The 15,776-nt window shown below is 39.4% G+C and carries 9 protein-coding genes; 8 read left to right on the forward strand and 1 reads right to left on the reverse strand.

Annotated elements, in window-relative coordinates:
• Positions 1–138 precede the first annotated feature (138 nt).
• From OIZ54_RS01030 to OIZ54_RS01060, 7 genes are all read left to right on the forward strand, one after another.
• Positions 139–4,980, forward strand: coding sequence for an NAD-glutamate dehydrogenase (locus OIZ54_RS01030; RefSeq protein ID WP_054982573.1), 4,842 nt, complete (start codon positions 139–141; stop codon positions 4,978–4,980).
• Positions 4,981–5,097: 117 nt separating this feature from the next.
• Complete coding sequence (gene pyrD, locus OIZ54_RS01035; protein WP_264389437.1) at positions 5,098–6,108, forward strand: quinone-dependent dihydroorotate dehydrogenase; 1,011 nt, start codon at positions 5,098–5,100, stop codon at positions 6,106–6,108.
• Positions 6,109–6,238: 130 nt separating this feature from the next.
• Positions 6,239–6,769 carry a cell division protein ZapC gene (locus tag OIZ54_RS01040; RefSeq protein ID WP_024033533.1) on the forward strand — a complete coding sequence of 177 codons (531 nt, stop codon included), beginning with the start codon at positions 6,239–6,241 and terminating at the stop codon, positions 6,767–6,769.
• 89 nt (positions 6,770–6,858) lie between these two features.
• Complete coding sequence (gene rlmKL, locus OIZ54_RS01045; RefSeq protein ID WP_054982571.1) at positions 6,859–8,976, forward strand: bifunctional 23S rRNA (guanine(2069)-N(7))-methyltransferase RlmK/23S rRNA (guanine(2445)-N(2))-methyltransferase RlmL; 2,118 nt, start codon at positions 6,859–6,861, stop codon at positions 8,974–8,976.
• Positions 8,969–9,205 carry a glutaredoxin family protein gene (locus tag OIZ54_RS01050; protein WP_264389439.1) on the forward strand — a complete coding sequence of 79 codons (237 nt, stop codon included), beginning with the start codon at positions 8,969–8,971 and terminating at the stop codon, positions 9,203–9,205. The genes rlmKL and OIZ54_RS01050 overlap by 8 nt, the downstream gene beginning before the upstream one ends.
• 13 nt (positions 9,206–9,218) lie before the next feature.
• Positions 9,219–11,129 carry an ABC transporter ATP-binding protein gene (locus OIZ54_RS01055; protein WP_264389440.1) on the forward strand — a complete coding sequence of 637 codons (1,911 nt, stop codon included), beginning with the start codon at positions 9,219–9,221 and terminating at the stop codon, positions 11,127–11,129.
• A gap of 11 nt (positions 11,130–11,140) precedes the next feature.
• Entirely contained in the window at positions 11,141–12,877 is a 1,737-nt protein-coding gene (locus tag OIZ54_RS01060; RefSeq protein WP_264389441.1) for a DUF3466 family protein, read from the forward strand.
• Between the two features lie 137 nt (positions 12,878–13,014).
• Here the strand turns inward: OIZ54_RS01060 and OIZ54_RS01065 are convergent, their stop codons facing one another.
• A complete protein-coding gene (locus tag OIZ54_RS01065) occupies positions 13,015–13,527 on the reverse strand; it encodes a DUF2062 domain-containing protein (protein WP_024033538.1) in 513 nt (170 codons plus the stop codon).
• Between OIZ54_RS01065 and OIZ54_RS01070 the strand changes: the two genes are divergently transcribed.
• The gene (locus OIZ54_RS01070) at positions 13,507–15,771 is read left to right on the forward strand and encodes a DNA internalization-related competence protein ComEC/Rec2 (protein WP_264389442.1); all 2,265 of its coding nucleotides are present in this window, start codon (positions 13,507–13,509) and stop codon (positions 15,769–15,771) included. The genes OIZ54_RS01065 and OIZ54_RS01070 overlap by 21 nt on opposite strands.
• The last annotated feature ends 5 nt before the right edge of the window (positions 15,772–15,776 follow it).

The raw sequence follows: 15,776 nt of genomic DNA on the forward strand, positions 1-15,776 counted from the left end.
TGAAATGCTTAAAATGTTTTCATCGAAAAGGCTGTTTATTAGCGCTAAAAGGGTTAGAATTTAACTGACTCCACGCTAATAAATGGCTGTACAAATATTCTGCTTAACTAAAAGCAGTAATAGATTAAGGAACATACAATGACACGAAATGAAGGCCAAGCCTCGGTTATCCTAGATAATGTCTGTAAGCTTATCCAGAAAAAAGTTCACGCTGATAATGTGTTACTCGTTGAGAAATTCGCCAAAGCCTTGTACAGCAATATGTCTAAAGAGGATTTGGCAAATCGCAATGATAGTGACCTATACGGTGCTGCACTCAGCCTTTGGAATGCACTAGAAAAAAACACCACGGACGACGCAGTAATTCGCGTTTTCAACCCTGAAGTAGCAAAAGATGGCTGGCAGTCATCACATACAATTGTAGAAATTATTGCTAAAGATATGCCATTTTTAGTAGATTCTGTTCGTATGGCTATGACCCGTGAAAATATAGCTTCTCACTTATTACTTCACTGCCCACTAAAAATTCAGCGTGACGATAACGCTAAAATTTCTGGTTTATCAAATTTAAAAGCAGAGCAAGAATCGACCTCTACTAAAACAGTGTTCTTTATTGAGATTGACCGCCAAACCGATGCATCTGTTATTGCTTCTTTCAAAAAAGAGCTCGAATCAGTATTGGTTGATGTTTCTATTGCGGTAGATGATTGGCAGCCAATTCGCGAAAAATTAGTCTCTGTTACTAAAGAAGTACCAAAACGTAAGCACAATAAAAATAAAAACGAAGTATCTGAAGCCGTAGAGTTTTTAGATTGGCTGGCTAAAGATAACTTTACTTTAATGGGTTATCGCGAGTACGAGCTTACCCCTGTACAAGGTGATTACCAGTTAAAAGGTAAAATGGACACAAGCCTCGGCCTGATGAAAAATTCAACCGATGAGCACACACGTTTATTATCTGAATTACCTGAATTTGCTCGCCAAGAAGCCCTTAGTAGTAACTTATTAGTATTAACAAAAACGAACTCTGTATCGCGCGTTCATCGCCCAGCCTACATAGATTACGTTGGTATTAAACGCTTTGATGATGAAGGCAATGTGGTTGGTGAAGACCGTTTTATCGGCCTATTTTCATCAAGCTTTTACAACAACAGCGCAGCAGATGTGCCTGTTCTAAAAACTAAAATTAACCGCATCATGGATATGTGTGACTTTGCAAAAGGCACCCATGCATACAAAGCGGTACTTAATATTTTAGAAACGTACCCACGTGATGAATTAGTTCAAGCTCGCGAGAGCGAGTTACTCGAAGTAGCAATGGGTGTTTTACAAATTCAAGAGCGTGACATGTGTCGCTTGTTTGTTCGTAAAGACGCCTACGGACGTTTCTTCTCTTGTATGGTGTACGTTCCGCGTGAGCGATATAACACAGCGCTGCGCCGAGAAACACAAGACATTTTAGCTAACGCCTTTAATTCTGACGAAAAAGTCGAATTTACTACCTATTTCTCTGAGTCAACACTGGCGCGTACACATTACACCGTTCGTGTGACCGATAACAATATCGAATATAACGTGAAAGACATCGAAAACAACCTAGTAGAAGCTGCTCGTACATGGGAAGATAAATTACAATCTGCACTGTTAGAGTCAGCAGGGGAAGCCCGCGGTAATGAGCTAAATCGTAAATATTGCAACGCGTTTGCACGCTCTTACAAAGATGAAGTACTACCAAGTGCTGCGGTTGTCGATATTGAAAAACTAGAATTGTTAAACGACGAGAACAAGCTTGAAATGCTGTTCTACCGTCCACAAGAAGAAGCTAACAGCAATATTGTACGCCTAAGCTTGTTCCATAAAGATGAGCCAATTCACTTATCTGATGTTATGCCAATGCTAGAAAACTTTGGTTTACGCGTTGTAGGTGAAACGCCATATTCTGTTAAAACAAGTGATGGTCGTATCAATTGGATCATGGACTTCTCTATGCTGATTGACAGCAAAGGAATGGCCGACTTTGATAAGATTTCTGCTCGTTTTCGCGCTGCATTAACTAATGTATGGGGCAACCGCCTTGAAAACGACGGCTTTAACCGCTTAGTATTAATGGGTGGTTTAACAGGTCGTGAAGCCTCTATATTACGTGCCTATGCAAAATATATGCGCCAAATTGGGGTTACTTTCTCACAGACCTACATTGAGAGTACGTTTGCAAACTACCCGCATATTGCTGCGCAAATAGTTAACTTATTTGCTAAAAAATTCTCAGTAAAAAGCCCTGCAAGCCCTAAAACACTTGAGAAATTAAGTGCACAAATTTACTTAGAGCTTGAAAACGTAGCGAACCTTGATGATGACCGTATTATACGTTTATACGTAGATATGATTGTCGCAACACTGCGAACTAACTACTTCCAAAAAGATGAAACAGGTCAGTTTAAATCTTACGTGTCGTTTAAAGTACAGCCTAGCTTAATTCCTGATATGCCGCTTCCGCTACCAGCATTTGAGATTTTTGTATACTCTCCGCGTGTAGAAGGTGTGCATTTACGTGGTGGTAAAGTTGCTCGTGGTGGTCTTCGTTGGTCAGACCGTCGTGAAGATTTCCGTACTGAGGTATTGGGCTTAGTAAAAGCACAACAAGTTAAAAACACCGTAATTGTTCCGGTAGGTTCTAAAGGTGGTTTTGTATGTAAGCAGCTACCGAGTGAACGCGAAGCCTTTATTAAAGAAGGTCAAGAGTGTTACAAAATTTTCATCCGTGGTTTATTAGACATTACCGATAACATTGAGCGTGGTGAAATTGTACCGCCAGCTAATGTAACGCGTCACGATGAAGACGACCCATACCTAGTAGTTGCAGCCGATAAAGGTACAGCTACCTTCTCTGATATTGCTAACGGTATTGCTAACGAATACAACTTCTGGCTAGGTGATGCGTTTGCATCAGGTGGTTCAGTAGGTTATGACCATAAGAAAATGGGCATAACAGCAAAAGGTGCATGGGAGTCTGTTAAACGTCATTTCCGTGAAATGGATATTGACTGTCAAACTACCGATTTCACTGTGGTTGCTATTGGTGATATGGCCGGCGACGTATTTGGTAACGGCATGTTATTGTCTAAGCACATTCGCTTACAAGTCGCGTTTAACCATATGCACATATTTGTAGACCCTACACCAGATGCAGCGACCTCTTACCCAGAGCGTGAGCGCTTGTTTAACCTGCCTCGTTCATCATGGGAAGATTACAATAAAGATCTGATTTCAGCGGGTGGTGGGATTTTCTCGCGCGCAGCTAAATCGATTTCTTTAAGCCCAGAAATGAAAAAAATGCTTGGCACTAAAAAAGCAAGCATGACACCGAATGAGTTAATTAAAGCCTCATTAATGATGGAATTTGATTTACTGTGGAACGGTGGTATTGGTACTTACATTAAAAACAGCCACGAAACAGACGCTGATGTAGGGGATCGTGCAAACGATGCGCTGCGCATAAACGGTAAAGACCTTGGCGCTAAAATTTTAGGTGAGGGTGGTAACTTAGGTGCAACCCAATTAGGGCGTATCGAGTTTGCAGCCAAAGGCGGGCGTGTAAATACCGACTTTATTGATAACGTAGGCGGTGTTGCGTGTTCAGATAACGAAGTAAATATTAAAATTTTACTTAACGGCTTAGTTTCAGAAGGGGATTTAACACGTAAACAACGTGACGAGTTACTTTACTCTATGACCGACGAAGTCTCTGAGCTTGTACTTAAAGATTGTTACCGTCAAACACATACATTGTCGATTACACAGTCTAAAGGTGCATCAACTCTTAAAGAGAAGATCCGCTTTATTCATGCCCTTGAAAAAGAAGGCAAGCTAAACCGTGCAATCGAGTTTTTACCAACTGATGAAGAGTTGGCAGAGCGCGCTGCAGCAGGTAAAGACCTAACACGTCCAGAGCTTTCAGTATTAGTTTCGTACGCTAAAATGGTGCTTAAAGAGTCGTTAGTAACAGATGAAATTACTGAAAACCCTTACTACCGTCAGCTACTAGTTAAGTCTTTCCCGCGTCCACTGCGTGAAAAATTTAACGACGCGATGGATAACCACCCACTGCGCAAAGAAATCATTGCAACAAAACTGGCGAACAATATCGTTAATGACATGGGCTTAAACTTCATGGTACGCATGAACGAAGAGACCGGTGCTAACGAAGCTGAAATCGCAATGTGCTACTCAATTGCGAGTGAAATTTTTGAAATGCGTGAAACCTGGTCATCAATCAGCGCGCTTGATAATAAAATCCCAGCAGCAGTTCAAACCGAAATGCTGTATCAATTACGTCGTACTGTTCGTCGTGCAACACGCTGGTTCTTGCGTCATCGTAATAAAGCACAAACAATTGAACAAGCTATCGAGTTCTTTGCGCCAACGTTTAAAGATTTAAGCGAAAACTTAAATACGTACATGCAAGACAAAGAACACGAATGTTTGACTGGCAAAGCAAATGAGCTAGTTGAAAAAGGTGTACCTAAGCAAATTGCTAAGCGTATTATTGACCTTTCTAGCCTGTTCTCTGTAATGGATATTGCTGAAATAGCGCATAATTCAGGCCGCAGTGTGGCGATGGTATCTAATACCTACTTTAAACTTGGCTCGCGTATGGGCTTACACTGGTTCTTAGATCAAATTACTAACCAGCCTGTTTCTAACCATTGGCAAGCACTTGCCCGTGCGTCGTACCGTGAAGAGCTTGATTGGCAACAACGTACGCTTTCTCATGTTGTGCTAAACAGCTTTGAAGGTGACGAAAACGATGTTGATAATCAAATCGATCAGTGGATGGCCAGCCAAGATCTGCTGCTACAGCGTTGGAAGCAAATGTTAGCTGAATTTAAAACCTCGCAAAGTCACGACTTTGCTAAGTTCTCAGTTGCACTGCGCGAATTAATGTTGTTAAGCCATAACTGTGATACATCAGGAAAATAATTTAGCTTTAATTGGTTATTTATTCAGTAAATAATCAGTTAATTGTTAAAATTGTTATACAATACCTCAGCCTAGTCTGAGGTATTTTTTTGTCTGTAATTTAAAGAGGAACAATTCATGTTTTACGATTTAGCCCGCCGTTTTATGTTCACCCGAGATGCTGAATGGGCACATGAGTTTGCGCTTAATAATTTACGCCGTTTTGCACACACCCCTTTAAACGCAGCTTGGTCACAACAACTACAAAACAAACCAGTTAATTTTTTAGGCCTTGAGTTTAAAAACCCTGTGGGTTTGGCTGCAGGTTTAGATAAAAACGCTGAATGTATTGATGCCTTTAGCCAAATGGGCTTTGGTTTTGTAGAAGTTGGCACAGTTACCCCGCGCCCGCAAGCAGGTAATGATAAGCCGCGCATTTTTAGATTGCCGCAGTCAAATGCCATTATTAACCGAATGGGCTTTAATAATAAAGGGGTCGATAATTTAGTTAATAACGTAAAAAATGCCAAGTACACCGGTATTTTAGGTATTAATATTGGTAAAAATAAAGATACCCCGAATGAGCAAGGTAAAGACGACTACATTCATTGTATGCGTAAAGTGTTCGAGCATGCTTCGTATATTACGGTCAATATTTCATCTCCAAATACCCCAGGGCTGCGCGATTTACAATATGGCGCCGCGTTAGATGATTTACTGCAAAGTTTAAAGAATGAGCAGCTTGATTTAATTGCCAAGCATAACAAGCAAGTTCCTATGCTGGTTAAAATAGCGCCAGATCTTGATCAAATCCAAATTGAGCAGGTTAGCGAGTCACTATTAACTAATCAAATTGATGGCGTAATCGCAACAAATACTACGCTTGAACGTAGTGCAGTAATGGGTCAGCAATACGCCGATGAGGCGGGTGGTTTATCTGGCAGCCCAGTAAGAGAGCGCTCTACACACGTTGTTAGCGAACTTAAACGTTTAACACAAGGTAAATTACCAATTATTGGTGTAGGTGGTATTGATGATGCGCAATCTGCTCAAGAAAAGCTAAATGCAGGCGCAAATTTAGTGCAGGTTTATACTGGGTTCATCTACAAAGGGCCACAATTGGTAAAATCGATCGTTGCTTCCTTATAAGGATCAGTTATGTAAGCTTTTGATCGTTCAATAAATGTTCTAAACAAATGTTTTAAAAATGGTCAAAAGCCGTTATAATCTAATATTAATGTCTTAATTAAAAATAAATTTTTAAACAAGGAGGAGGCAAATGTTACAAGCAACAAAACAATGGCAGTGGATTGCATGTGCAAATAAAAACCGCTTACTACTTGATTTAAATGATGATATGCAATTATGCACACCGTATAAATTAAGACAACTCACCGACTGTGTATTTGAAAACCCGCGTTTTAGCTTAGAAGATGCTGCTTTTTATGAACAGGTATATAACTACTTAGATGGTTTTGAGCTGTATAAGCCTGCACAAATTTGCCAGATTGCGCTCAATGCCACCGCTGTAAAATTTCATTTAAAACCGGTACTGGCTAAAAGTTGGTTTTTTGAAGAGTACACAGGCACCCAGCCAAGTACAGAAGCCATCGTTAAACTTACCTCAAAAGCGCAAACCGGTGAGTTTTTAATTGTTGAACATTGCCCTGATGCTTCAATTTGCCTAAACCTTAACGAAACATTCAAACTTGATGATAATTTGTCTCTTGAACAGTTTGAAGTTATCCGCGTTTTAAACAATCGTGTTCACCCGCTATTACTTGAGCAATATCACACTAAATCAGCTTAGCAAATTTACAAATCGAGCTGCGTTTATCAAGTGTTTGTCAGCCAACCTATGTTATAATCCTGCGCAATTAGCTATTAAGGGTTATTACTTTGCAATTTATCGCACTTACTTCTATCGGAATCGAAAATTTACTTGTTGATGAACTAACAGAATTAGGCGCCGTCGTGTCTAAACAAACTGTGGGTTCTGTTCGCTTTGAGGCAGATTCAACATTGGCGCAAAAGGTTTGTCTATCAACTCGTTACGCAACACGTGTGCTGATGCTTATTGAAGAAAAAGAAGGCGTGAATGATAAAGATAGCCTGTATAAATTTGCTCGTTTTCAGCCATGGCAAGAATGGTTTGGCCCTACCCAAACATTTGCCGTTGACTTTAATGGTACCAACGACTCTTTAAAAAATACCCAGTTTTCAGGCTTGGTAATTAAAGATGCGATTGTTGACTACTTTAACGATTTATACGAACAGCGCCCAAATGTAGATAAGCAAGATGCGAATGTGCGTGTTGTGGCGCGTTTAAATCGCCATGGTGTGGCTTTGTATATTGATTACTCGGGACCTCGTTTGTCTGAGCGCGGTTATCGCCAAGGCCAAGGTAAAGCGCCTATTAAAGAGCACTTAGCGGCCGCGATTATTAAACGCAGTGGTTGGCTTGAAAATGTAAATCAACCTTTATTTGACCCATGTTGTGGTGCCGGCACTATTTTAATAGAAGCGGCGGGCATGGCGCGTAACGAAGCACCTGGTTTATTTAGAGAAGGGTTTGCTTTTGAGCGTTTACCTAGTTTTAGAGCGGCCAAATTTAAACAACTGCGTGAAGAATTAATTGAGCAAATTACCGATCCTAAATTGTGGTTAATTGGCCACGATTACGATGCGCAAGTTCTTGATAAAGCCATTGCCAATGCCGAGCGTGCAGAGCTGGGTAATGTTATTAAGTTTAAGCAAAGTGATGCAACAAAGCTTACCTCTGTTGCTAAATTACCCGGGGTGGTTATTTCTAACTTACCGTACGGCGAACGTATTGGCTCTATGGCTGAGCTGGTAAATTTACACCGCAGCATGGGCGTGGGTTTTAAAAAGCACTTTAATCATTGGAAGCTTGCGTTACTAGGCATGGATGAAAGCTTATTTAAGCTGTTAAAACTGGTTAAACAAAAGCGTTATAAATTTAAAAACGGCCCATTAGATGTAGAGCTAAATTTATATCAGTTAGATGATAAACAAGTAAGCCTGACAAGCGATGACAAACCGGCTCTTAATTTTGAAGGCTCAATGTCGTTTGCTAATCGTTTGAAAAAGAACAAACAAGGCCTAAAAAATTGGCTTAAACAAAACGAAGTACAAGCTTATCGCGTATACGATGCTGATATTCCTGAATACAACGTAGCGGTTGATATTTACGGTGACTCTGCTGTTATTTTTGAATACGCAGCACCTAAAGAAATTGACGAAAAAACATCAGAAAAGCGTCTTCAAGATGTGATTAGCTTAACTGCACAGCAGTTAAACATAGCACCTGAAAACATAGCCGTTAAAGTGCGTAAAAAACAAAAAGGGGAAGAGCAGTACACCCCAATGGCTAAACAAAACCGTACTATGGTGGTGGAAGAGTTTGGCGCTAAGTTTAAAGTAAACTTGTTTGATTACCTCGATACAGGGCTGTTTTTAGATCATCGCTTAGCGCGTCGTTATATTCAGCAAAATGCAAAAGACAAACGCTTTTTAAACTTATTTGCCTACACCGGTACAGCCTCTGTGCACGCGGCATTAGGGGGTGCAAAAGCAATTACCACCGTTGATTTATCAAAAACTTACCTTAAGTGGGGCCAAGATAACTTTGCGCTAAATGATATTAGCAATACCCGCTACCGTTTTGAGCAAGCTGATTGTTTAAAATGGCTAGAATACGCACAAGGCCAATACGATTTAATCTTTTTAGACCCGCCTACGTTTTCTAATTCTAAACGAATGAAAGACGCGTTTGATGTGCAAACCGATCATATAAAATTACTTACTTGGGTTAAAAAAATCTTGAGTCCGTCGGGTACATTAATTTTTTCTAATAATAAACGTGGTTTTGTAATGGATGAAGTAGGTTTGATGGGCTTAGGGTTAAAAGCTGAAAATATTTCAGAAAAAACGTTATCACCTGATTTCAAACGTAATAAAAAAATACACAACAGTTGGTTAATTACCCATGGCTAATTATGTTTTATACCACACCGATGGCTGTCATTTATGTGAGCAAGCCGAGCAGGTTTTATTATCGGTTTTGGATAAAAGTAGTGAGCTTAAATTAATTGATATACTCACTGATGAGCAGCTAATAGGGCGTTTTCAGTTAAGTATTCCCGTATTTGAGAGCAAAAGCGGCCACCATTTGTACTGGCCGTTTGATGCACAAACAGTGCATGAATTTTTAGCGCAAGAATAAAAGAGCAGTATTTATGGATTTAATTAGAATACAAAAAGCGCAGTTAGCTTATGGTACGCATCCATTACTTGATGATGCTGATGCAGTGATAGAAAGCGGTGAGCGCGTCTGTATTGTAGGGCGAAATGGGGCGGGTAAATCTACACTTTTAAAAGTACTAGATGGCCAAGTTATTTTAGATGATGGTGAAATTAACCAGCTTGGCGGGATCAAAATATCTCGCTTAGAGCAAGATCCTCCTAAAGGAGCAAACGGCTCAGTATTCGATTATGTAGCGCAGGGTATGCCTGATATTGCTAACTTGCTGATTGATTATCATCATGTGAGCACGCAGTTACAAACCGATTGTACCGACAAACTGCTAAATAAGCTTGAGCGTTTATCTAACGATTTAGAAGCGTGTGACGGTTGGCGTTTTGATTCGCGTATTCAATTAGTACTCACGCGTTTAGAGCTTAGCCCAGATGCTAAATTAGAGTCGCTCTCAGGTGGTTGGTTGCGTAAAGTTGCCTTAGCACGTGCTCTTGTGAGTGAGCCTGACTTATTGTTACTTGATGAGCCAACAAACCATTTAGATGTAGACAGTGTTAAATGGCTAGAGCAGTTTTTAAAAGAATTTAAAGGTGGTATTGTATTTATATCGCATGACCGTGCGTTTATCCGTGCTGTTGCAACGCGTATTTTAGATTTAGACCGCGGTAAACTTATCTCTTACCCTGGTGATTACGCGACCTACCTTGAACAAAAAGCGCATGACTTAAAAGTAGAAGAATCACAAAATGCACTTTTTGATAAGCGTTTAGCAGAGGAAGAAGCCTGGATACGCCAAGGTGTTAAAGCCCGTCGTACCCGCAACGAAGGCCGTGTACGTGAACTTAAACAGCTACGTGTTGAGCGCAAAGCCCGTGTAGAGCAAGTAGGTAAAACCGATTTTAATATTGAAACGGCTGATAGATCGGGCAAGCTAGTGTTTGAGGCAAAACACCTTAGCCATGCATTTAAAGATAAAGTGATTGCTAATGATTTTTCTACCCTTGTTATGCGCGGTGACCGCATTGGCTTAGTAGGCCCAAATGGTATTGGTAAAACTACCTTACTTAAACTGCTGTTTGGTGATTTAGAAGCCGATAGCGGCCATGTTAGACAAGGCGTTAATTTAGAATTTGCTTACTTTGACCAATATAGGCAAAAGCTTGATGAAGAGGCCACTGTTCAAGATAACGTTGCCGAGGGTAAACAAGAGGTAATGATGGGCGGGCGTTCTCGTCATGTACTTGGTTACCTGCAAGACTTTTTGTTTCCACCTGCACGTGCGCGTACACCTGTAAAAGCACTTTCTGGTGGTGAGAAAAACAGACTTTTACTTGCAAAACTATTTCTAAAACCCTCAAATATTTTAGTACTCGATGAACCAACTAATGACTTGGATATTGAAACATTAGAGTTACTCGAAGAAATTATTAATCAGTATCAGGGTACTGTGCTTATAGTAAGCCATGACCGTGAATTTATTGATAATACGTGTAGTAGTGTATGGGCGTTTGAAGGTGATGGCAAAATAACTGATATGGTAGGGGGTTACACCGATTACCAAGCTTATTTAAGCTATTTAGCCGAGCAGGAAAAACAGCAACAAGCACCAAAAAAAGACGTTAAACCTGCGCCTGTAGCCGCGACAAAGCCTGAAAACAAAAGCACTAAGCTTTCTTACAAATTAAAACTTGAATTAGAGCAACTACCCAATAAAATGGAACAACTTGAAGCCGCTGTAGAAGCGCAGCAAGCTGTAGTGAGCGATCCTGACTTTTTCAAACAAGATAGCGACGTAACCACTAATGCATTGAACCATTTAGCAAAACTTGAGTCTGACCTTGAAGCCGCGTTTGAGCGCTGGGAAGAACTTGAAGAATTACAGAATCAGTAGTAAGGATTAAAATGAAATATAAATTACTCGCTGCCAGTATTTTAGCGACATTGAGTACATCTGCATTAAGTGCAACCTATGAATTAACAGAACTAGGTACTCTTGACGGCGCTAAACATTCTTACGTGACTGACGTAAGCGAAAGCGGGCACATTATTGGTACTGCCAACGGATTGTATAATTTACCAATCGATATTAGCTATATCGACTTTACCGAAAGCGTTATTGAAAATGCGTACGATAGTGAAGAGTACAACTTTGAGCTAAGTGATAAAGAAATTACTTTTACACTTGATGATATAGAAAATAACGATGCGGTTTTTAATAACGCCGATGCGCATTCATTTATGGTTAGCTTTTTAGCTGGCAGACCAACGGATTACGAGTACCAAAAGTTAAGCTCGGTAGTTGGTATCAAGTTTGACGATGGCATAGTTACTGAGCAAATACTGTTTGATGAAGAGTCGGTAGATTACGATGGTTTAACGCGTTCGGTTAGTAACTTTTACAACGCGGTAAGCGAAGATGGCGTGAGCGTTGGTTGGAGTGCGGCTCCATATGATAAAGTTTTATTTACGCCAGATGATGAAGATGAAGAAGAAACATGGTTTACCCATGACTTTATTGAGCGCGGAATAGTTATTTCTGAAGATGGAACGCAAAAGATTGAGTTAGTTCCAGACTTTGACGATTACGGCGGTACTAGCCGAGCTAACGATATTGTTAAAACAAATGACGGATACACTGTTGTTGGTTATGTTTCTACAGGTATTCCTGAAGACAGGCTTGATAATATTGAAGATAACTGTGATAACGAAGACGAGCCAACCAATACCTGTGTGGAATTATTAAATTCAAGTGTAACCACCGGCGTATTTGATGAGCGCGCGGTAAAATGGGAGCTTGATGAAGCATTTAATATCACTTCTACTGAAATACTAGGCCTTGCCTTAACGCCAGAAGAAGATGATGACTTTGCTTTTACAAGTACCGCTCTTGCACTAAATAATAATGGCACAGTGGTGGGCTCTTCAAATGCTCGTTACTATAAAAATGACGACACTATTTTAACAATGCCTGTTTATTTTAAAAATGGTGACGTGTTTAATTTTATAGACCAAGAAGATGATTGGCTTTCTGGTAAAGCGCTTGCTGTCAATGACAACGATGTAATTGTTGGTTATGCATCAAAGCGTATTGAAACCACGATCCGTGATCAGTTTTTCTATCATGATATAAGTACTGGCAATACCGTTTTCCCTACCGGTTACTTTAATAGCTCAAGCGCTTATGGTAATGATATTAATAACCAAGGTTATGTTGTTGGTGAAGGCGAGGTAGGTACATCTGAAAACAGCCGTCGTAAAGAAGCGTTTATATATAAAATTGGTGACGATAAAATTACCAACTTAAACGATTTACTACCTTGTTACGAAACAGATGGTGAAACAGACTACGCCTACACAATGGCTGAAGCGAAAGTTATTAATGAAGACAATGAAATTTTTGGTGTAGCTACCAAAACCGTTGAAAAGCGCGATACCTTTGGTAATGTAGAAACCGATATTGAAGGTAATATTGAGTACGAGAGTGTTGCTGTTGCAGTAAAACTAACACCTATTGATGGTGAAGTAGAAGACTGTACACCAATAGAAGAAGAGCTCTATGAAAGAAGCTCAGCAAGCTTCCCTTGGTACACACTGTTATTATTGCCGCTAGTGGGCTTACGCAGAGTATTTAGATTTTAAGCTTTTTACTTTTCATAAAAAAACCAACTTATAAAAGTTGGTTTTTTTTCGTCTATAATAAAGTGCTTGGCGTTAATTAGTTATCTCAATTTGCTTCATTAAGTCATTCTATTTGAGCACTTTAATAGTTGGCTTTATTACGTATTAGTATTTCGCGCTAACCAGGCTTTGCGCACAGAGCGTCGCCAAATAATATCAATACCTAAATAAGCAATAATTGCGGCAACAGAAGCGCATACCAGTGAGCCAATTAAAAATGCAGGTCCGATGGTAGAAAGGCTTTCTAAGAACCATGCCCAACTGGCTTCAAATGCAAAATGCTGCTCTGGTTGATTTAAAACAAGCGTACCTACAAGGTATGAGCCGTAAAATATTGGCGGCATAGTCAATGGGTTGGTAAGCCACACCAATGCCACAGAAATAGGTAAGTTAACTCTAAATACAATAGCTGCCGCAGCGGCTAAAACCATTTGAAAAGGAACAGGGATGAACGCAAAAAATAAACCAACCGCAAATGCGCCCCTTGCCGAGCGTCTGTTTAAATGCCATAGGTTGGCGTCTTGTAATAGGCGGCCGAATATTCTAAGTGTTTTATGATGCCTAATTTTATTAGGATCAGGTAAAAATCGTTGGATCGTTTTCTTAGGCATTTCAAGCAACCATTTACTTCAGTGTGGATTAGTCTTGGATTTGTAATAGGTTGTATTTCAACCGTATTTTATTATCAAACCCATGAATTTACAGTCATCACAATATCTGTCCTTATTGCGAGCGCCTATTTTAAGCCGTTTTTGAATGTTTTGTTAGGGTTTATTTTAGCTATTTGCTGCATTGTTGTGCACTTTTACCTGTTTTATAGCTATACATTGCCAAATGATGAAAATAACTATGCTTACCCTGCCACAATTCTTGTTGATGACGTTATCTCTGCAAAGCAACCACAGTATATAAAAGCAACGTTATTAAAGTTAAATGGGGATGAAATACACAAATTTAAAGCACCTAAAGCCATGTTAAGTGTCGATTCTGCACAGCTTATTAAGCAGGGCGATACTTTTGAGGCAACAATAGCGCTGAAAAAATTCAGAACAATTAAAAATATCGGTGTGTTTGATAATAATGTGCATGCCTTTAAACAACGCATACTATTTAAAGGCAAAGTACTTAATAAACAATTGCGCATTACTAGCGCGGCTTCACCTTCAATAATTTATAAATACAGGTCGTTTTTAAAACACACTTATCAAAAAACAACGCTTAATTGGCTTTATTATGCATTGCTTAGTGGTGATAAATCACTGATGTCGTTTGAAAATAAACAAACAATGCAAAGTTTAGGGCTCAGCCATTTATTAGCTATTTCAGGGTTGCACATAGGGCTTATATTCAGCTGTTTTTATTTACTGAGTAAGTACACAGCATACATCCTTAAAATTAAAGTATTGCAGTCTATTAATTTAACTATTGTTTATTGTTTTATCGGGTGGTTAGCGGCATTTATCTATGTGTATTTAAGTGAATTTTTACTCTCAGCGACTCGCGCATTTATTATGTTAAGTTGCGTATTAGGTCTTTACTTTATTGCCAAACAGCCACTGCGCTGGCGAAGCATTTTATATGCTTTAGTCGCTGTATTACTCATCAATCCTTTTAATGTTTTAAACCCAGGGTTATATTTTTCTTTTATTGCGGTTGCAATTATTTTCCTTGTTATAAAGCACCTTCCTAAAACTAAATATAGTTGGCTTAGCGTGTTTATAGCGCTGTGTATTATTCAGCTTGCTTTATTTATTGGGCTTTTGCCTATTACCCTTATTTATTTTAGTGGGGTAAGTATTGCTGGGTTGGTTATTAATTTATTGGCAATTCCATTATTAAGCGTGGCAATCATGCCACTTTTGCTGCTATTTACGATAATAAGTGCTGTGGTAGATATAACGCCCGTCATTTTATTATTCGATAGTGTACTTATAACATTGTTTAAGTATATGGATGCAATCCCTTGGCATTACAGATGGTTAGATATAGCTAAACCGCGTACATTGTACTTAGTTGCAGCTTATCTATGCATACTAATCGCTTGGTTTAGTCCCTTTAAACGTTTAGCACTCATTCCTCTATGCGTTACATTAATAGATTATCTGTATTTACCAAAACCTCTTTGGCAATTGCATGTGTTTGATGTTGGGCACGGATTAATGACGTTACTCGAAAAAGACAATCAAGCGCTGGTTTACGATTTTGGCCCGAGTTATTTTAACCGTTTTAGCCGTACATACAGTGTGTTAATTCCCTATTTAAAAACACATAACTTAACCGTCAGTGATGCAATAATAAGCCATCAAGACAACGACCATGCAGGAGGCGCAGCACATTTTATTAATGCAGGGTATGGTGAAAGCTTTAAGCGTTTTCACCCACACGGCACAACCACACAGTGTATGTCTTTAGATTATAACTTTAATGGATTACGCATTAGCAGCTTTGCTGATAGCACATTTAATAACGAAAACGATAATTCGTGTGTGCTTTTAATCAAATCACCGCAACTTACTATGTTATTAACGGGTGATATTTCTAAAGCACGTGAGCTGAGCCTTATTAAAGCTCACTCATTACAAGCCGATGTGATTTTAAGCCCTCATCATGGGAGCGATACGTCTTCAAGCATAGAATTTATCAACCATGTAAATCCGCATACGGTTATTCACTCAACAGCATTTCAAGGCCAGTGGCAATTTCCCAGTGAAAAAGTGGTTTCGCGCTACAAAGCTATAAATGCTAAACAATATGTTACGGCACTTGATGGGCAAATTACGGTAAGTATTTATCAAGATAGCTTTAAAGTGACAACTGCGCGCAAACACGAAAGTTATTGGTTTATAGAAGATTGACGTTT

Source organism: Pseudoalteromonas sp. A3 (genome assembly GCF_025942345.1).
Taxonomy (GTDB): Bacteria; Pseudomonadota; Gammaproteobacteria; order Enterobacterales; family Alteromonadaceae; genus Pseudoalteromonas; species Pseudoalteromonas atlantica.